The 19,781-nt window shown below is 38.7% G+C and carries 19 protein-coding genes and 1 tRNA gene; 12 read left to right on the forward strand and 8 right to left on the reverse strand.

The genetic code is table 11. The features are described from left to right. Positions 1-242 precede the first annotated feature (242 nt). Positions 243-1,817, reverse strand: coding sequence for a cation:proton antiporter family protein (locus tag I6E72_RS02745; RefSeq protein ID WP_007586608.1), 1,575 nt, complete (start codon positions 1,815-1,817; stop codon positions 243-245). Between the two features lie 265 nt (positions 1,818-2,082). Between I6E72_RS02745 and I6E72_RS02750 the strand changes: the two genes are divergently transcribed. Further along, a complete protein-coding gene (locus I6E72_RS02750; protein ID WP_197110987.1) occupies positions 2,083-2,826 on the forward strand; it encodes a sporulation protein in 744 nt (247 codons plus the stop codon). Positions 2,827-2,900: 74 nt separating this feature from the next. Beyond that, the gene (locus tag I6E72_RS02755) at positions 2,901-3,350 is read left to right on the forward strand and encodes a GNAT family N-acetyltransferase (protein ID WP_197110989.1); all 450 of its coding nucleotides are present in this window, start codon (positions 2,901-2,903) and stop codon (positions 3,348-3,350) included. Positions 3,351-3,429: 79 nt separating this feature from the next. Here I6E72_RS02755 and I6E72_RS02760 read toward each other — a convergent pair whose 3' ends face one another. From I6E72_RS02760 to I6E72_RS02785, 6 genes are all read right to left on the reverse strand, one after another. Continuing rightward, positions 3,430-4,785 (reverse strand): sodium-dependent transporter, encoded by a 1,356-nt coding sequence (locus tag I6E72_RS02760; RefSeq protein WP_197110991.1) that lies wholly within the window; start codon positions 4,783-4,785, stop codon positions 3,430-3,432. Between the two features lie 204 nt (positions 4,786-4,989). Beyond that, complete coding sequence (locus I6E72_RS02765) at positions 4,990-6,282, reverse strand: ATP-binding protein (protein WP_197110993.1); 1,293 nt, start codon at positions 6,280-6,282, stop codon at positions 4,990-4,992. 19 nt (positions 6,283-6,301) lie between these two features. Further along, on the reverse strand, positions 6,302-7,006 hold the full coding sequence (locus I6E72_RS02770) for a response regulator transcription factor (RefSeq protein WP_101216200.1): 705 nt from the start codon (positions 7,004-7,006) through the stop codon (positions 6,302-6,304). Positions 7,007-7,031: 25 nt separating this feature from the next. Continuing rightward, positions 7,032-7,415: a DUF3019 domain-containing protein gene (locus tag I6E72_RS02775; protein WP_007586617.1), complete on the reverse strand. Its 384-nt coding sequence runs from the start codon at positions 7,413-7,415 to the stop codon at positions 7,032-7,034. Next, complete coding sequence (locus tag I6E72_RS02780; RefSeq protein WP_007586620.1) at positions 7,405-8,187, reverse strand: MipA/OmpV family protein; 783 nt, start codon at positions 8,185-8,187, stop codon at positions 7,405-7,407. Before I6E72_RS02780 ends, I6E72_RS02775 begins: the two co-directional genes overlap by 11 nt. A 429-nt stretch (positions 8,188-8,616) precedes the next feature. Beyond that, on the reverse strand, positions 8,617-9,420 hold the full coding sequence (locus I6E72_RS02785) for a hypothetical protein (RefSeq protein WP_024606927.1): 804 nt from the start codon (positions 9,418-9,420) through the stop codon (positions 8,617-8,619). A 113-nt stretch (positions 9,421-9,533) separates the two neighbouring features. Here I6E72_RS02785 and I6E72_RS02790 point away from each other — a divergent pair, with 113 nt between their 5' ends. Further along, positions 9,534-10,688, forward strand: coding sequence for a serine hydrolase domain-containing protein (locus I6E72_RS02790; RefSeq protein ID WP_197110995.1), 1,155 nt, complete (start codon positions 9,534-9,536; stop codon positions 10,686-10,688). Next, the gene (locus I6E72_RS02795) at positions 10,685-11,188 is read left to right on the forward strand and encodes a SixA phosphatase family protein (RefSeq protein ID WP_024606925.1); all 504 of its coding nucleotides are present in this window, start codon (positions 10,685-10,687) and stop codon (positions 11,186-11,188) included. Before I6E72_RS02790 ends, I6E72_RS02795 begins: the two co-directional genes overlap by 4 nt. 80 nt (positions 11,189-11,268) lie before the next feature. Here I6E72_RS02795 and yhbY read toward each other — a convergent pair whose 3' ends face one another. Beyond that, complete coding sequence (gene yhbY, locus I6E72_RS02800; protein ID WP_002963153.1) at positions 11,269-11,565, reverse strand: ribosome assembly RNA-binding protein YhbY; 297 nt, start codon at positions 11,563-11,565, stop codon at positions 11,269-11,271. An 88-nt stretch (positions 11,566-11,653) separates the two neighbouring features. Here yhbY and rlmE point away from each other — a divergent pair, with 88 nt between their 5' ends. The 8 genes from rlmE (at position 11,654) to I6E72_RS02840 (ending at position 19,732) form a co-directional block, all read left to right on the forward strand. After that, the gene (gene rlmE, locus I6E72_RS02805; protein ID WP_007586629.1) at positions 11,654-12,283 is read left to right on the forward strand and encodes a 23S rRNA (uridine(2552)-2'-O)-methyltransferase RlmE; all 630 of its coding nucleotides are present in this window, start codon (positions 11,654-11,656) and stop codon (positions 12,281-12,283) included. Positions 12,284-12,349: 66 nt separating this feature from the next. Next, positions 12,350-14,293, forward strand: a complete 1,944-nt coding sequence (ftsH, locus tag I6E72_RS02810; RefSeq protein WP_032827068.1) for an ATP-dependent zinc metalloprotease FtsH — start codon at positions 12,350-12,352, stop codon at positions 14,291-14,293. A gap of 78 nt (positions 14,294-14,371) precedes the next feature. After that, positions 14,372-15,220, forward strand: a complete 849-nt coding sequence (gene folP, locus I6E72_RS02815) for a dihydropteroate synthase (protein WP_010553862.1) — start codon at positions 14,372-14,374, stop codon at positions 15,218-15,220. Continuing rightward, positions 15,217-16,566, forward strand: a complete 1,350-nt coding sequence (glmM, locus tag I6E72_RS02820; protein WP_007586638.1) for a phosphoglucosamine mutase — start codon at positions 15,217-15,219, stop codon at positions 16,564-16,566. Before folP ends, glmM begins: the two co-directional genes overlap by 4 nt. 71 nt (positions 16,567-16,637) lie before the next feature. After that, positions 16,638-17,387, forward strand: a complete 750-nt coding sequence (tpiA, locus tag I6E72_RS02825; protein WP_007586641.1) for a triose-phosphate isomerase — start codon at positions 16,638-16,640, stop codon at positions 17,385-17,387. A 1-nt stretch (position 17,388) separates the two neighbouring features. Next, the gene (gene secG / locus I6E72_RS02830; RefSeq protein ID WP_024597872.1) at positions 17,389-17,742 is read left to right on the forward strand and encodes a preprotein translocase subunit SecG; all 354 of its coding nucleotides are present in this window, start codon (positions 17,389-17,391) and stop codon (positions 17,740-17,742) included. Positions 17,743-17,823: 81 nt separating this feature from the next. Then, a tRNA-Leu gene (locus I6E72_RS02835) sits at positions 17,824-17,908 on the forward strand. Between the two features lie 198 nt (positions 17,909-18,106). Next, positions 18,107-19,732: a methyl-accepting chemotaxis protein gene (locus I6E72_RS02840; RefSeq protein WP_024590962.1), complete on the forward strand. Its 1,626-nt coding sequence runs from the start codon at positions 18,107-18,109 to the stop codon at positions 19,730-19,732. Positions 19,733-19,781 lie beyond the last annotated feature (49 nt).

Below are 19,781 nucleotides of genomic sequence, written 5' to 3' on the forward strand. Positions count from 1 at the left end.
TGATTTAATAATTTTATGTTGATTGATATAAACCTAGTTGAACTTTAATTAGCTGGGATCTAATTAAGTTATTATTAGAACATGGGTTCTTATTTAACCAACACAGTTAGTCTACCTGTTTTTCATTGTTGTGGTGAATTGGCTTGTAAAGGAATGTAAATAGAATTGCTTTTTATTTAAAAACTAATAACAAAGCCTTAACTGATTAAGGCCTTGTTATTTATAGACGTTATAAAAAGTAATTATTCGTTAAATAGCTCTTGTTTAACGTGCTCTGCAAAACCACTACCGGCTTCTAGGTAAAAGTTATAAGTAGAATGAACACCCATTTCTTCTAGTTCTTTTTGTTGATCAGGGTAGTTTGCAATAGCTGTTACTTGACCTTTATAACCGGAGGCTTGTAGTTGCTCTAAGGCAAAAATATTTTGCATGTGTTTTGGCATTGCAAGCATAACCATTTCTACTTGCGAGTGATTTACTCGTTGCCAAAAGTCAGGGTCGGTTGCATCAGCAATTAAGACATTGCGGCCTCTGTTAACGTGCTTATCTACCACCTCAGGTTTTATATCTATACCTGCAACAACATTTGGGTGAGTCGCGTTGATAGTCTCATAAGCACCAGTACCAATACGTCCCATACCAAAAATGACTATTCTAGTATCGTTAAGGTTAACAGGTAGCTCTTCAGCTAAACGAGTTTTACTTTCGAACTTTAATAACCAGTGCTCTATTTTTACGTACAACTCGTTTGAACGTTTATTTAATGGGGAGGCAATTATAAAGGTAATAGAAACAGCAATTGCCATTACAGCTAGCCACTCAGAGGTGATCATGCCTGTAGTTGCAGCCACTGCACATACAATTAAACCAAACTCACTGTAGTTAGATAAGCTAAAAGCAGTAAGTAATGATGTACGCGCGCGTAGTTTAAATATATTAGTGAACACATAATAAAGCGCTATTTTAACGGGTAATACTAAAATAAGTATAATAGCAACAATCAAGGAGTTAGTGGTTAGCTCTGCGCTCAAACCAATACTTAAGAAGAAGCCAACTAGCAATATGTCCTTTAAATTAAGCAGGGATTTTGATAGCTCGCCTGCCTTTTTGTGAGGGGCAAACATCATTCCTATTATTAGTGCACCTAAATCGCCTTTTAGGCCTGCAAATTCAAATGCATGATAACCAGCAACTAGAGCAAAGAAAAAACCAAACAATGGTAATAGTTCACCATGTTTAGATCGGTTCAACACGCCATACATTACAGGTCGTAATAAAGGCAAAGCAATTATTAGTGCAATTGCCCATAAATTTGGGACTTTGCCAGTGCTAATAGCTAAAAAGATAACAGCAAAGATATCTTGCATTACCAATATACCAATGGCTATTTTACCGTGTAAACTTGCCATTTCTCCGCGTTCTTCAAGCACTTTTACTGCAAATACAGTACTTGAAAAGCTAAGCGCAAACCCAACTAATAAAGCACTTTGCCAACTTAAATCAACAAATAGTGGAATAGCGAATACGCCAAGTAACAGCATAAAACCACTAAATAACGCACTGCTAAAAATGATATGCAATGTTGCAGGTGCCCAAACTTGAGGTTTAATTAAACTGTTAACTTTAAGTTTCAAGCCAATACTAAAAAGAAGAAGGGTTACGCCAAGTGCTGCAATTGTATCGAGCAACTCTGTACTTTTATATCCCGATAAATTTAAAGCAAAGCCTGCTAATAAAAATCCAATAAGAGGAGGTAGTTTTAATTGATAAACGGCAAAACCACAAACAAACGCGGCAGCAAAATAGATTAGTTCCATAATTCTTAATATCACTTCATTTGGTGTTGCAGTGTAACGAAAAATTTATGCCATTGAAAATATAATAGACCTAAAAATGAACGCGTCTAATCAATTACTTGCCTTGCTGCGTATGAAAAATGCGCATTAAACACTTATTTAATCGTAAATAGTATGTAAATAACATTTTTTCACTGACATTAGCTTTTAAATATGGTTAAGATGCGATAACGAAGAAGTTTAAGCCAGAGCAAATAATAGAGCAGCTCAGCTTAAGGAGAGAGATATGTTTAAAAAGATTTTAGCGTCGGTAGGTATTGGTGCTGCAAAAGTAGACACTATTTTAGAAACTGAACACCTACAACCAGGTCAACTTTTTAACGCACAAATAGTTATCACAGCAGGGGATGTTAACCAAGATATCGCAGGCTTAGATTTATTATTAATGACTCGTGTTAAAGTTGCGGGTGATGATGGTGATTATTTTACTAATCATGTAATTGAGCAATGGCGAATTACAGATATTGGTACAATTGAGCCAGGCGAAGTTAAAAACATCCCTTTTGAAGCACGTCTTCATTCTGAAACACCTATTACAGAAATTAATGCAGGTTATAATCAATCACATGTGTGGCTAGAAACAGGCCTAGATATAGACTTAGCACTTGACCCAACAGATAAAGATCATTTACACATTTACCCTAATGAAGCGGTTAAAACGTGTATGCAAGCGATGGAAAAGTTAGGTTTTAGTTTAATGAAAGCTGACGTAGAAAAAGGCCACTTACGGGCTTCAACTTTTCAGTCATTATCTGGGTGTTACCAAGAACTTGAGTATAAACCTAATAGCCGCAGCTTATTTGGCATTCAGGAGATTGAATTATCGTTTGTACCAGAGGCACATAAAACACATGTGCTTATAGAGCTAGACAGAGCCTTTAAAAGCGATGGTTATGTAGATTTGACCATAGAGCACGATCATGTGAATTTATCGCAGTTGTGTGATCAGCTAGAGCGCTTATTTACTTAGTATAAGCTAACTAAGCTAGCGAGTGATTTTAATAAACCCAGCCTAAGCTGGGTTTTTTGCTTATAGGATTTAATATGCAGTTTAAATGTGAGCAGTTTGACGCTCTTGATACACAGACTCTTTTTACTATTATGCGTGGGCGGGTTGATGTGTTTGTTGTAGAGCAAAAATGTCCTTACCCTGAACTTGATGATGTAGATATTGATTTAAATACACAGCATTTATATACATTAGACAATGGGCGGCTACACACTTATGCGCGATGCTATGAAAAAAATGAGCAATACAGCGCAATAGGACGCGTGCTGGTAAGTAAAAGCGCGCGTGGCAAAGGCGACGCCACTTTACTTGTAAGTAAAGCTATAGACTGCTGTAAAGAGCGGTGGCCTGAGCGAGATATTTATATAGGTGCACAAACTTACTTGCTTGATTTTTACCGCTCTTTTGGCTTTGAGGATTATAAAAGTGAATATTTAGAAGACGGTATACCTCATCAAGATATGATTTTAAAACTCGCTAAATAAATCCAATTTAAGCAGCTATAAAAAAGCCCACTAATGTGGGCTATTTTAATTTAAGACTATTTTAAGGTTAAGGTATTATTTAGCTCAAGAGTGAGTGTAAAAACACCATACCAATAGCAAGTGGACACACAAACTTGGTATACCAAGGCCATATTTTCCAAAACAATGTGTTATGGACCTCAGGATTACCTTCTTTAATTGCTTTAAGTAATGAGCCTCTGTACCAAATCCAGCCTACAAATATACAACACATCAGGCCAAGCAAAGGTTGAGCTACTTTTGTAGTTAAAGTAATCACTAAGCCAAATAAGCTGCTAAGGTTACACACAATTATAATGCTAACGATAGCAATTAAAGCTCCAATCAACCAGGTTGCCTGAACGCGTTTCATCCCAAAGCGTTCTACAGTGTATGATACTGGCGCCTCTAACATTGAAATAGATGACGTTAAAGCGGCAATACTCATTAACGCAAAAAATGAAAAGCCCACAAATAAGCCAACTTCGCCCATTCCATCAAATAAAGCAGGGAGTACCTGAAATACTAACGTATCTTCAGAGAGTAATTTACCTGTTGAGGCCGAGAATATTTCAACGCCTTGAGCTTGCGCTACATACATAGCCGGAATAATCAGTAAACCCGCTACAAAGGCTATAAATACATCAATAAGGGTTACATAGGCACCTAAAGAAACAAGATTTTCTTTTTTGCTAATGTACGAGCCGTAAATAATCATTACGCTAGTACCTAGCGATAAAGAGAAAAAAGCTTGTCCTAGTGCGCTAACTAATAGTTTTGCGTCAAAAATAGACGAAAAATCAGGAACTAAGTAAGCCTTTAAACCTTCCATTGCGCCATCTTGGGTCATTACATAAGCAATAAGTGCAAATAAAATCCCCAAAAGAGCGGGCATTAAACGTTTTGACCATTTTTCAATACCGTTCTCAACGCCTCTACTGATAATAGCGACAGTTAGTACGATAAAGACGAGAGTGAATATAATGTTTCGGGTAAGTGATTGCTCACTTAACCATGTCGATGCTGTGTCGGTACCGACAAGAGTAGCTATGGGTTCAGCTGTAGCGCTGAGCATCCAACCGGCAACAATCGCGTAAAAACTTAATATAAAGCCAGCACATAAAATACCGCCAAAACCAACAATAAAGGCAAAGTGTTTTTGCCATGGCTTATTAGATATTTTTTGAAGTGATGAAACCGCATTTGCTTGGCCATGACGACCAATCATAAGTTCAGCCATTAAAGCGGGGTAGGCTAAAAAGAACGCAAGCACTAAATATGCGACTAAAAATGCAGCACCGCCATTACTTGCTGTTTGTGTAGGGAATCCCCAAATATTGCCCAAACCAACGGCAGAACCCGCGGCGGCCATAATAAAACCAAAGCGAGAGCTGAACTCGCCTCTAACTGCGCTCATATTATTGTACTTCTCTATTGTGTGACGGCGGTGACAATCTACTGGAAATGTTAAAAAATAAAAAGTGCTTATTTGCTGATCTAGCACAATTTAATAAGTAAAGTGTGTGTTATAACCATCGATTTTAATTGTTGTTATCGAGTCGTTTAAAATAACGAGTTGATTTTGTTTAATAATTGCTAATTACAGTCTGTAACTATTGCTTTACGAATTATGATGCTGTGCAATAGTGAAAGTAAAACACGCACCACCTAGCTGGGTACTTTTACTTACTTTAACACTGCCATGATGCCAGTCGGCTACTTTTTCAACAATAGCTAGACCAAGGCCGTAACTTTTATCAGCTCTGTTACGGTGATCTTCTTCCCTAAAAAATGGGCTAAATACATTACTAAAATTTTCTCGAGCGATACCCGGACCGTCATCTTCTACCGTTATTATAAGCTGTTGCTCTTGTAACTTTGCACTGAGGTAAATATGTTGGTTTGCAAAATCACATGCGTTAGTTAATAAGTTAGTAATTGCACGAGCCAGCCAGTGAAGATCTGCATTTATTATTTTATCTGTACTATTGAGTTGTACGTTGAGCATTTGCATTTCAAGTTTTGGTGCAAGCTGCACTAAAATATCTTCAAGGTAGGACTTAATATTTGTTGACGAATAGGTCAGCTTATTAGCATTTTGCTCTAAAGTAGCAAAAGCTAAATAGCTACTAAGCATCGATTCCATATGGTCTAAATCATTTTCCATACGGGTTAAATACTGTTTTACTTTTTGCTCATCATGGCTATCTAATGCCGCATCTAAACCAAATCGCAGGCACGCGATAGGGGTGCGTATATCATGAGATAAACTTGAAGCCATTAGCTTGTTTTCGGCGACAAGTTTCTCTATTTGGCTGGCCATGCGGTTAAAGGTAAGCTCTACGTCTTTTATGTAAGTAAAATGCGATACTTTTATTCGGGCTTGAACATTACCAGAGGCAAACTTTTTAGCGGCTTCATTTAACACGGTTAATCGTTTAGCTAAGGGCGCAATAATAAACCCCATAAATACACATAAGCCTGCGTAAAAGAGTAAGGTTAATATAATGTCGTTATGTTGCTCGCTATCAAAAATTTTATCTAAACGCATTGATAAGTGAAAAGGATTTAAAACAGCGCTGCTATAAAGCATATAAAAGCCTTGCTGATCTTCTAAAATCAGCCCACCCGGCGTGTGCATTTGTAATAATAAAGAAGGCGGTAAAGCAAGTGATTCATTAGGTTTGTAATCAATTAAAACATCAAACTCTAGCGCCAGTTGTTTTACATAATCGCTGCGCTCAGATGTGGGTATGTTAGCTAACTGCTTGCTAAAACCCATGATCATTTTACTTTGCTGACTAAATTCATCCTGTGGGGTATGCGCTTGTTGACTAAAAGCATCAATAAGCCAGCCCAATACCACAATAGATAAAAGTGCACTGCCTAAAAGCGATATATAAAACTTTTTCATTTATTTATTCATCACTTTATTACCACGCAGTAGAAACAAGTAAATATCCACGGCCCCAAATAGTTTTAATTTTTTCAGGGTTTTGTGGATCATCATTAAACTTTTTACGAAGTGCAGAAATAAGTACATCAACACTTCTATCAAGCCCATCGTATTCTCTGCCTTTGGTTGCTTTAAATACAGCGTCACGCGAGACCACTTGGCCTGCATTGCTCGCAAGGTAATGAAGCAGTAAATACTCAGCACTTGATATGTTTACGTCTTGCTTGTTGAGTTTTACATTTCTAGATTCGGTATCAATACTAAGCGCACCAACATTAATAACACTCTCGTTAACGTGTGGGGTATTTGGCTCATTATTTTGGCGAAGGGCTGCTTTTATACGCGCTAGCAATGCACGAGGGCGTACAGGTTTCATTATGTAGTCGCTTGCACCTACTTCTAGACCAATGACCTCATCCATTTCTTCATCGCGTGCGGTGAGCATTATGATGGGCGAATTATAAAAACTACGAAGTTCTCTACACACGCTTATACCATCTTGCCCTGGAAGCATAATATCAAGGAGCACGATATTTGGATTTAACGTTTTGACTTGGCTAATTACTTCGTCACCTCTGTGACAAACATGCGTTGTGTAGCCTTGCTCTGTTAAGTATTCAGCAACCCATTGAGCAAGTGATACATCGTCTTCAACGAGTAAAATAGTGCCATAGTTATCCATGAAAATATCCTTAATGCGATTGGTATTAAAATAGTCGCCAGCGGCGCTTTTTTTGCCTGTTTTGATATACCCATTGAAGCTTTACTTCGGCAATACTAATTATTTTAGAGGTATTGCTGTCAAATAGTTCAAATGAAATACTTTGCTGTGAATCAAATGCATAATTAAAGGTACCGCTCTGTTGCTTGAGCCAACATTGCATTATGTACTTTGAGGTGGCGTCACGTAGGCAGTAATTACCAATGATAGGTTGCTCCCACGTTAGCGTTACGTCAGCATAGCAATTTCGCCCTTCGCGCAATGCAACGCAGGTATCGGGAACTGCTATGAGTGCTTCAGGAGGTTCCTGAGCTTTAACAGTAAAAGTACTGGGGAAGATCAGTAATACACAGATCCATCTAAAATACATAACGTAGGCCTACCTTGGCTTTGTGTTGATATCCTTGGGAAATAATTGGACTGTCGTCAATCTCTTTTGAAAACCATGTGGTAAGCCAGCCGGATAAAAACACCCAATCTTGGCTTATTGGGTACTCAGCATGGAACTCAAAAATAATACTAGTACTGGCATTGCTGCTATAAACCGGGCGAAGGCTGGTGGCTTCATCGCTATCAATACCAAAGTAATAATTGGTAAAGTCAGCAGAGTAGGCGCTTAAACCAACACCAGATCTAAACTCCCAGTTTCGCCATGGTAAAATGTGACTAAAAAAGCTGTTTATAACCCAGCCATTGTGCGCGCCAGATACATCATGAAGGTATTCAAAAGAGAATTGAGAATTTTCAAATCGACGAGAAAGTCGAAGGCCGACGTCAAAGTCGTAATTACGTTTTTTTATACCTTGGAGTTCTTTTATAACACCATGGTTATAGAATCCGAGGCCTTTTTCGTCAAATCCAGCTTGAGTATTTGTGCCTAATATATCTAGTCCCCAATCAAATTTATCTATAAGACTGTAGCCTATTACAAGGCCGCCACTGAGTTGATTGTGATCGAAATCAAGGTAAAATTTATCGTAGGAAACAGCAAGACTTAAGTCGAGCTCAACGCCTTTATCGTAAGACTCAATGCCGACAAGGTAAGAATCTTCAATATAAAAGCCCGCACCAGCACTCCAATCCCACGCAAAGCCTTGGGTTGGCTCTAACGTATTATCTGCATAATAGCGGTTACTTGCCATACTCGACGTGCTAAAAATGCAGCAAAAAAGCAGTGTTATGCTCAGTAAAGTATGGTTAAGCAAAGCGTTTCTCATCCCTTAGGGCCTAATTATTATTTGTTATTAAGCGTAGTATATTGTTAATTCGTTCCTTTAATCTGTAAAAAAATGTAGTAAGTGTTAGGTCTGTTGATCTTTCAAGGTTAAATTTGCAGCAGTCTGTTTGGTATTTAGGTAAGGCAGAGCCTATGCAGTGTGGCTATTCCCCATAAATGGGCGATAACGTAGCATTAATGCCAAACAGGCGCTGCCCAAAGGGGTCTTCCTAGGGGCTATTTACTCTTTGTTGCTCGGTTTTGACTTAGCCCACTAGGTTACAAATCTCGCGCCGCGATTAAATAGCCCCTAGTTTGAACAAATTTTAATCCGTAAAGATCAACAGACCCTAATTTACTGAACTTTAATTTTATCGATTAATATACTACTCAAGTAAAACTGCATCATAGGTGTTAATGCACTTACTTCTGTTCTATTACATGGACCGCTAAGTTTAGTAAGGCTAGATAGTTTTGACAACGTTTTGTACTGAGGGATTTGAATATCTTTGCCAAGTCTTTCAATACGGGCCTCGTCAGTGTTTTGCTGATGAATAAAAGCGACAACCTCAAGCTCATTTGTGATTTTTTGCTCTTCGGTGAAATTGTAAATTAGTGGTTCACGATGAAAACTTGCGCTGTCGATTGAAGATTTAGCAAACCAAACAACATCACCCGATGACTTGTGCGTGAGACGCATACTAACTTGTGCAAATATTGCAGCGCACTGCTGTGTTGGGTATTGCTGGGCAACATTTGAATATAAAGTAAATGGCTTCTCTGGTTGCTTTATTGCGTACTTAGTATCGTCTGTGAAAGTTAAATCGAGTTGCTGAATAGTCAGTGTGTAGTCACTGTTATTTTTAGTTGTTACTTTTAGTTGTTTATCGTTCAGTGCTTGGCTAATTTGCGATAGAAGTTTATCGGTTACGCTTGCCTTATCGGTAATGATTTTTACTGTTTGGTTTCTAACTACTTTATGTGCAGGAAGTTGAACCGATTTAACTTTTGGAGATGAGTGCTCTGTAGTGTACTCAAGTTGATAGGTCTGACTTTTTAATGTTGGCTTTAATGGCATAGCCAGTGGTTCGGCCGGTTGCTTTGTAATAGCACAACCAGTTGTTAATAAAATAAAAAGTGACACAACTAAAAAACGCATAAGTACTAAACACTCGCTTAAAACCAAATAATCGTCGTATTGTACGTTAGTCCAAACAAAACTTCATGATATTATCTGCGCAGATGTAGTTAAAAAGATAAAATTTATAAAAAATGAAGTATCTCAACTCTTTATTGTATTGCCTATCTGCTTTGTGTTTGCTGTTTAGTTCTGTGGGTTTTGCAGCAAAAGTGGATCCTGATTGGGATGCATTTGTAAAAAAGTACGGCCGTTACGCACAAAAAAAATTAAAAAGTAAAGGTATACCCGGTGCAGCGCTTTCGATTGTAAATATAAACAATTCAGATTACATCCACACCATGGGCGTAACTAAATCACGAAATGGACAAAAAGTTAATAAGCATACTCGGTTTAGACTCGCGTCTGTTTCGAAGACATTTGCAGGCTCGTTATCAGCTAAATTGGCTGCTAACGGCCTACTGGAATTAGATAAGCCTGTTAGCGAATACATAACTGATTTTAAAGGGACTGTTTATCAAGATGATTTAAAGGTGTTTCATCTTTTAAGCCATTCAAGTGGATTAGTTCCTAATGCATACGACAATTTAATTGAATCTCGTATGGATTACCCAGGTATTGTTGAAAAGCTGCTTAGCGTCAAACCAATTTGCAAACCCGGCGAATGTTATGGCTATCAAAACGTTATGTTTAGTCTTATAGGCGATGTGATATTACAAAGCACCGAAAAAAGTTACGGACAGTGGTTACGAGAAGCTATTTTTGAGCCATTAAAAATGAGTGATGCGAGCTTAGGTTTTGAATCTATGGTTCAGGATGAAAATTACGCATTACCACACGTGCGCGGTAAAAAACGTTGGTATAGCGCTAAGCTTAAAAAAAATTATTATAAAGTGGGACCTGCAGCGGGTGTAAACGCGAGTGCAAGTGACATGGCCATTTGGTTAAAAGCCCAGCTAGGGCATTACCCTGATATTTTGTCATTGGATACTCTAGCAAAACAAACACGCCCTTATACACATACAAAAAAAGAAATGCATCGCAGGGTGTGGAAAAAACACCTTAATGAAGCTTATTATGGGTTAGGTTGGCGCGTTTATAACTATGCTGATGAAACACTTTACTATCATAGTGGCTGGGTGCAAGGTTATAGAAGTGATGTGGTTGTATTTCCTCACTTAAATATTGGTTTTAGCTTAATAGTTAATGCTGAAACCGGCGTAATCAATGAGCTAACGACTGAATTTATCGACAGGCTACTAGAATACAAACGAGGTAAAAAAATATGAATAATAAAATAATATTAGCAATCACTTTTTTAGTCATGTTATTTAATTGTAGTTTAGTGTTTGCAGCACCTGATGAGATATATTTGTTTCGTCATAGCGAAAAGCTAACGGGTAAAAATCCAGCGCTCTCAGAGGTGGGAAAGGCACGTGCAAATAATTTAGTTACTTTTTTCAAAGAGTATCAAAATATACATATTTTCAGCAGCAACTATAAACGCACGTTACAAACAGCGGCCCCTTTGCAGGCATATTTTAATACCGACGTAAATGTGTATAACGCAGATGAGCTAAGTGATTTAAAAAATGAGTTACTAAAACTAAAAGGTGTAGTTGTTGTTATTGGGCACAGTAATACAACACCGCAACTAGCCGAGCTACTTTCGAATGAAAAAGTGCCAGCAATGAGTGAAACACAATTTACTCAGTACTTTATATTGAATAAGAAGCCCAGTAGTAATGGTAGTGAATATGATGTAACCCATCATAAAATGAGTTTTTGATTTAAAACGTTAAATAATAAAAAACCAGCATTAAGCTGGTTTTTTCAATTTAAACGCACTAAATCCTTTAACAGGAATAATTAGTTACGCGGTAAATGTATTTTTTTCTCAACGCTTTGACGATAAAGCACAATAGTGTGACCTATCGTTTGTAGCTTAGTCGCACCAGTTTCACGTACGATTGCTTCAAAAATTAGTGCTTTTGTTTCACGATCGTCAGTTGGAACTTTAACTTTGATTAATTCGTGAATTTCTAATGCACTTTGAATTTCTACTACTACGCCTTCGGTTAAACCGTTAGAACCTAGTAAAACTACAGGCTTAAGGCTATGTGCCTGACCTTTTAAAAACTGCTTTTGTTTGTTTGATAATGTCATGTTTATACAAATTTTGCTGAATATGGCTTGAATTAAGGGTATTCTAACGCCATCTAGAGAATATTACTAATTAGTTGCGTGTTAATTTATGACAAATAAAAAACAGTCAGCCAGTTCACAGCGATGGCTGAAAGAACATTTTGATGATAAATATGTTCAAGAAGCGCAAAAAAAAGGCTGGCGTTCCCGAGCGGTTTTTAAATTAGATGAAGTACAAAATAGAGATAAAATACTTCGTCCAGGTATGACAGTTGTTGATTTAGGGGCGGCTCCAGGAAGTTGGTCTCAATATTTGGCTGAAAAAGTAGGTGACAAAGGCCAAGTGATCGCGTGTGATATATTACCGATGGATTCACTTGCGGGTGTTGACTTCTTACAAGGTGACTTTCGTGAGGAGGCTGTATTAAATGCGTTGTTAAAACGTATTGATGGTAAAAATGTTGATGTGGTACTCTCTGACATGGCACCAAATATGAGTGGTAATAACTCAGTAGATCAAGCGGGTAGTATGTATTTGGTAGAACTTGCGCTGGATATGTGTAGTCAAGTACTAAAGAAAAATGGCGCATTTATTGTTAAAGTTTTCCAAGGAGAAGGCTTTGATCAATACTTGCAAGATGTACGTAATAGTTTTAAAGCAGTGAAAATACGCAAACCTGATGCCTCACGTGCCCGTTCTCGGGAAGTATATATAGTAGCGACTGGATACAAACTGTAGTACAGTTGCTTGGCGTTTAGTTGAATTTAAATTAATTGGATACAAGAGGTTAACCCCTTGAGCGATATGGCGAAAAATTTAATACTATGGCTGGTGATTGCAGTTGTGCTGATGTCAGTCTTTCAGAGCTTTAATGGCGGCGAGCAAGTTGATCGTCAAACAAGTTACACTCAATTTGTAAAAGATGTCCGCAGTGGCTCTTTACAAGAAGTTATTATCGACCGCGGTACAGGAAATATTACTGGTACTAAGAGCAGTGGTGAGCGTTTTCAAACAACGATGCCAATGTACGATGAAGACTTAATAAATGATTTACTTAAAAATGATGTAAATGTGAAGGGTGTACAACCTGAAGAACAATCATTCTTAGCAAGTATATTTATTTCTTGGTTCCCGATGATACTGCTTATAGGTGTATGGATATTCTTCATGCGTCAAATGCAAGGCGGCGGCGGTAAAGGCGCTATGTCATTTGGTAAGAGTAAAGCTCGCTTAATGAGTGAAGATCAAATTAAAACAACGTTTGCTGACGTTGCAGGTTGTGATGAAGCGAAAGAAGATGTTACTGAGCTGGTAGACTTTTTACGAGATCCTTCTAAGTTTCAAAAACTTGGCGGTAGTATTCCTAAAGGTGTACTAATGGTTGGTCCTCCAGGTACCGGTAAAACGTTACTTGCGAAGGCTGTTGCTGGTGAAGCTAAAGTGCCATTTTTTACAATTTCTGGTTCAGATTTTGTTGAAATGTTTGTGGGTGTTGGTGCGTCACGTGTACGTGACATGTTTGAGCAAGCTAAAAAAGCGGCGCCTTGTATTATCTTTATAGATGAGATTGACGCTGTTGGTCGTAAACGTGGTGCTGGTATGGGCGGCGGTAACGATGAACGTGAGCAAACACTTAACCAAATGCTAGTAGAAATGGATGGTTTTGGTGGTAACGAAGGTATTATCGTTATCGCAGCAACTAACCGACCAGATGTATTAGACCCTGCATTACTTCGTCCAGGTCGTTTTGACCGTCAAGTTGAAGTAGGTTTACCTGATATTCGTGGTCGTGAGCAAATACTTAAAGTACACATGCGTAAAGTGCCATTAGGCGATAACGTAGAAGCAGCTCTTATAGCACGTGGTACTCCAGGTTTCTCTGGCGCGGATTTAGCAAACTTAGTAAACGAAGCTGCACTTTATGCAGCGCGTGGTAATAAACGTGTTGTAAGTATGGCTGAATTTGACGCTGCTAAAGATAAAATCATGATGGGCGCAGAGCGCAAGACCATGGTGATGAGCGAGCAAGAAAAAGCAATGACAGCGTACCATGAAGCTGGCCATGCAATTGTTGGTCGTATGGTGCCAGAACATGATCCAGTTTATAAAGTATCTATTATTCCACGTGGGCGTGCGCTGGGTGTAACAATGTACTTGCCTGAACAAGATCGTGTTAGCCATTCAAAAGAGCTTTTAGAATCAATGATTTCTAGCCTTTATGGTGGCCGTATTGCTGAAGCGCTTATTTACGGCGCAGATAAAGTAACAACGGGTGCAAGTAATGACATTGAACGAGCTACAGATATAGCGCGTAAAATGGTTACACATTGGGGTTTAAGTGAAAAACTAGGTCCGTTACTTTACGCTGAAGATCAGAACGAAATGTATATGGGTGGTGGCGGTAGTCGCTCATCTAGCATGTCGGATGACACGGCAAAAGTAATTGATGCAGAGGTTCGATTACTTTCAGATCGTAACTATCAAAGAGCAGAAGAAATATTAAAAGAAAATATTGATATTCTTCACTCAATGAAAGATGCGTTAATGAAATACGAAACTATTGATGCTAAGCAAATTGATGATTTAATGGCACGCCAACCAGTACGTGAACCGCGTGATGCACATGACCGTCATGAAGCTAAACCGGTAAAAGCGGAAGAACCTCAAGAACCAGTTGCTGATGAAAGTCAAAAGACTGATGATTCATCAAAAAAAGATGAAACAAACCTTGATGACAAAGCTGAATAATCGTTAAAATAGTAATGAAAGCCCCGAACTTCGGGGCTTTTTTGTATCAGCTATTTAGAAAAAGAATAAAGGTTGGCAATGACTAACATATTAAAGCTTCCGAGAGGGCGTACGCTTAATCTTGAAAAGCCCGTTATTATGGGAATACTAAATGTAACGCCGGATTCATTTTCTGATGGTGGGCAGTTTTTAGATCCCAAAATAGCGCTAAAACGCGCAATGCAATTATTAGATGACGGTGCGACAATTTTAGATATAGGGGGAGAATCTACTCGCCCAGGCGCGCCAGATGTTAGCTTAGAAGATGAACTTGCTCGAGTAATCCCCGCTATTAAAGCGATACGTCAGCACAGTGATTGCGTTATTTCAATTGATACCAGTAAAGCACAGGTAATGGAACAAGCAATACTTGCAGGTGCAGATATAGTCAATGATGTTAGAGCTTTACAAGAAATAGACGCCTTAGAAACGGTTGCGCAGTATGAAGATGTAGCAATTTGTTTAATGCATATGCAAGGGCAGCCCCGGAGCATGCAATCGTCACCTCATTACGATAATTTGTTTGCAGATATAAGTATGTTTTTTAGTGAACGTATTAAAGCATGTGAAACAGCTGGGATTAAGTTTGAACGACTTATTCTAGACCCAGGTTTTGGATTTGGAAAAACGCTTAGTCATAACTATCAAATATTGGCTAAGTTTGACGATTTTAATAAATTAGGTTTGCCATTATTGGCCGGATTATCTCGTAAATCGATGATAGGTAATTTATTAAACAGAAATACAAATGAACGGTTAGCGGGCAGCTTAGCGGGTGCGTTAATCGCAGCGCAAAATGGCGCAAAAATTATTCGTGTACATGACGTAAAAGAAACCGCAGATGTACTTGGTGTATATCAAGCCTGCGAACAAGGAATTTCACAATGAAAGAAAGAAAATATTTTGGCACCGATGGCGTGCGTGGACTTGTAGGCGCTGCTCCAATAAACCCTGAATTTGCAATGAAGCTAGGCTGGGCTGCTGGGCGTGTATTATCGCAAAGTGGTACTAAAAAAGTAATTATTGGTAAAGATACGCGTATTTCGGGCTATATGCTTGAAACCGCACTTGAGGCTGGTTTAATTGCTGCTGGTATTGATGTTGTATTATTGGGTCCTATGCCGACACCGGCCGTTGCTTATTTAGCGCAAACATTTCGTGCTGAGGCAGGTATTGTAATTAGTGCCTCACATAATCCGTATTACGATAACGGTATTAAGTTTTTCAATGGTCAAGGCTTAAAGCTTGATGATGCAGTAGAGCTTGAAATTGAGGCGATGCTTGATGAGCAAATGACATGCGTTGCTTCAGATAAATTAGGCAAAGCATCGCGTTTAGTCAGTGCGGATGGCCGCTATATAGAGTTTTGTAAGAGCCAGTTCCCGCAAGGCCTGTCTTTAGAAGGTCTTAAAATTGTTGTCGATTGCGCAAATGGCGCAACTTATCATATTGCACCTTCTGTTATGCGTGAACTTGGCGCAGAAGTAATAACACATGCGTGTGAGCCTAACGGCGTTAATATCAACCATGAATGTGGCGCTACTCACGTAGATACCCTTAAACGTAAAGTGCTTGAACTTAAAGCCGACGTAGGTATTGCATACGATGGTGATGGTGACCGCGTGATGATGGTTGATCATAATGGCCGTGTTTTTGATGGTGATGATCTGGTTTATATTATTGCTTGCCAAGCAGCCCAAGATGATAATTTGGGTGGTGGTGTAGTTGGTACTGTTATGTCTAACATGGGCCTTGAAAACGCTTTAAAAGCAAAAGGTATCGAGTTTGCTCGCAGTAAAGTGGGTGATCGCTATGTTATGGAATTACTACAGCAAAAAGGCTGGAAAATTGGCGGTGAAAGCTCAGGTCATGTACTGAATCTAGACTTAATTAGCACGGGTGATGGTATTATTTCAAGCTTACAAGTACTTGCTGCTATGGTTGCACAAAATCGTACATTGCAAGACTTAGGCGCTGGTTTTACCAAGTATCCAATGAAGATGATTAACGTGCGTTATACAGCTGGAACTGACCCGACAAAAGCACCAGAAGTGCTTTCAGCTGTAGCAGAAGTAGAGCTTGCTTTAGGCGATAAAGGCCGTGTTTTACTGCGTAAGTCAGGCACTGAACCTGTGGTTCGTGTTATGGTTGAAGCCGAGCAAGAAAAGATTGTAATAGACAGCGCTCAAAAAATTGCAGCTGTTGTAGAATCTATGAGCAAACAAACTGATTAATAACAATAATCTCTTGTAACTTTGGGCGAGAAAAGTTAATATCTCGCCCGCTTTCTAATGTGGAGTGGATAATGGCAATACGCAAGGCGATGGTCGCAGGCAACTGGAAAATGAATGGCTCTTTAGAGTTAGTTAAACAAATGTCTGACGCTATTAACGATGTAAAATCACAAGAGATGGACATTGTTTTATTTCCTCCATTCCCACTTGTACCAGCAATGGTAGCTAGCGGTGTTTCTACAGGAGCTCAAACTGTTTCTGAAAATACACCTGGCGCATTTACTGGTGAAGTTGATGCGCAGCTTATAAAAGATTTAGGTGCAACTTACGTACTCGTTGGTCATTCTGAACGCCGCAGTATTTATAACGAAAGTAATGCAACAGTCGCTGAAAAGTTTGCTAGAGCACAGCAAGTTGGGTTAACACCAATATTATGTGTAGGCGAGAGCGAAAGTGAGCAAGAAAACGGCCAAACCGAACAAGTAGTTGCTGCACAAATTGATGCAGTAATAGAGAAATTAGGTGTAGCAGCACTGAAAGATTCTGTGATAGCATACGAGCCCGTTTGGGCCATAGGCACAGGTAAGACTGCATCGCCAGAGCAGGCACAAACTGTTCATAAATTTATCCGTGACAAAATTGCATCACTTGATAGCAATTTAGCACAAGGGCTTACCATCTTATATGGTGGTAGCGTTAATGAAAAAAATAGCGAATTATTATTTGCACAAACAGATATAGATGGCGGCTTAATTGGCGGCGCAAGTCTAAAAGCAGAATCTTTTACTGCAATCTGTAACAGTGCAAAAGGGACTGTATAAGATGTACGAAATTTTATTAGTAGTTTATTTAGTTGTGGCTTTGGCTCTAGTTGGAATGGTTTTAATTCAACAAGGTAAAGGCGCAGATATGGGTTCTTCATTTGGCGCTGGTGCATCAGGCACAGTTTTTGGTTCGTCAGGTGCAGGTAACTTTATGACAAAAACAACCACAAGCTTAGCAACGGTATTTTTTGTATTAAGCATTGTGTTAGGAAACCTAACTGCTGGTCAAATTAAAAAGACTGACGAATGGGAAAACCTAGAAGCAGCTCCAGCAGTAGAAACAGTAGTTCCTGTTGAAGAAGATGTTCCAGTAACATCTACTAAAGAGCAAAGCTCTGAAGTACCAAACTAATTTAGCGTAAAGCTATCGTTAAACGATTTATAGTCCTCAAATAAATCACATGTTTAACAATTAAGCGAAAGCTTAAAAAATGCGGATGTGGTGGAATTGGTAGACACGCCACCTTGAGGGGGTGGTGCTTTAGGGCATGGGGGTTCAAGTCCCCCCATCCGCACCAAATTTAGAAACCAGTAGCAGTGATGTTACTGGTTTTTTTGTATCTGTAATTTATTGTGATCGTTTTATGAGCGATGTGTGTTTATTGTTAAATAATTCTTCTATTTGTTAGAAAAAACTAGAAATATTACAAATTTAGCTCACACTTATAGATATCAAGCCGATAATAGATATAGACAATAAAATAAGGTAGCACAGTATGGCTTCAGGCTTCTCTTTTCAAAACCTAAGCATAACAAAAAAAATACATGCAATAACATGCATTGCGGTAGTGGCTTTCATAGTGATCGTATTGATAAACTATTTAGCTATGAATGATAATAAGGTTTCTCTCGATGAAATGAGTAACTCATCGTATAAGGTTGTAAAAATAACGTCGCAAAACGTAGGGCTTTTAGAAAAACTTGATGAACTTTATACCCAAGCGGTTACGTTTGGTGAGCAAGATCTTATAGTTAAAGCAGACGAGGTATATCAAACTTTAGAGTCTAATATTACCTTAATAACGCAACTTAATAACTCCTACATTAATAACGATATTATTAATGAGTTGTCAGATTATGAAAAAATATCCTCAAGTATTGCTACAGGTATGGTTAACGGTACTGCTGATTTTAGTAAGATTCAGCAACAAGCGCAGCTTAAAACAAGTTTATATGGATCTGTCTTAGAAAGTTTTAAAGGCGCTCAACAAAAAGCGGATAATCGTTTTTTTGAACTGGTTGCCAACACTAAAGCGCGCTCTGATGAAGCATTAACTCTAATGTTAGCTGTATCCATTATTTCATTAATTTTATTATTGTTTATGGCTATTTGGATTGCTAAGAATATAGGTTCATCTGCGAGTGATGCAGCTAACAACCTTAGTTTATTAGCAAGCGGCAATGGTTCTTTAAGCACACAGCTATCTGTTAACTCAGAAGACGAAATTGGCCAAGTCTCTATTAATTTTAACGCATTTATTTCTTTACTAAGAGAAACAGTTCTTGAAGTTATTGCTGTATGTGAGCCTTTAATGGAAAACTCAACACGACTAGTTCAAGGTATGGAACAAGCTGAGCGTGCTACAACAAAGCAAACCACAGATGCTGAAATTGTTAAGCAATCTATGGAAGAAATGAAGCAGAGTGTTGGTGATATATCAGAATCTGCAGCTAACGCTTCTCACGCAGCTGAAACGGCCGAGAAAGAAGTTGAACAAAGTCGTACACAAGTACAGATGTCAGTTACCGCTTCTCGTACGCTCAGTGATGAAATTAATCGAGCTGCAGGGACTATTAATAAGCTTGCGGACGATACAAAAAATGTATCGCAGATTTTGAATGTAATTACGTCTATTGCAGATCAGACAAACTTACTTGCTCTTAATGCTGCTATTGAAGCTGCACGAGCAGGTGAACATGGAAGAGGCTTTGCTGTAGTGGCAGATGAGGTTCGTGAACTGGCTTCTCGCACTGCACATTCTACTAATGAAATACGTGAACTATTGGGATCATTAACGACTGCCGCAAATGAATCTGTTGCTGCTATGACTTCAGCACGTGATATGGCAACAGATAATGCTACAGCCGCAGAAAAAACAGGTATTTCAATAGAGAAAATCGCAGAGCAAATGTTAGAAATTAATGGTATGAATTCGCAAATAGCAGCAGCAACTGAAGAACAAACATCCGTTGCAGCTATGGTAGTAGATAATGTGTCAAATATGCATGTATCGTTCGAAGATACTATGGACTCACTACTTGCTGTACGCGACGTAGCCAAAAACCTACATTACCTATCTGATAACCTATTAGATGCAACCGCTAAGTTTAGAATCGAGTAAAGCTTAGTACTGAGCCAGTATAAAAATCTACCCTAGGGTTGATGCCAGT

It is taken from the genome of Pseudoalteromonas sp. NSLLW24, from assembly GCF_015864725.1.
GTDB lineage: Bacteria > Pseudomonadota > Gammaproteobacteria > Enterobacterales > Alteromonadaceae > Pseudoalteromonas > Pseudoalteromonas arctica.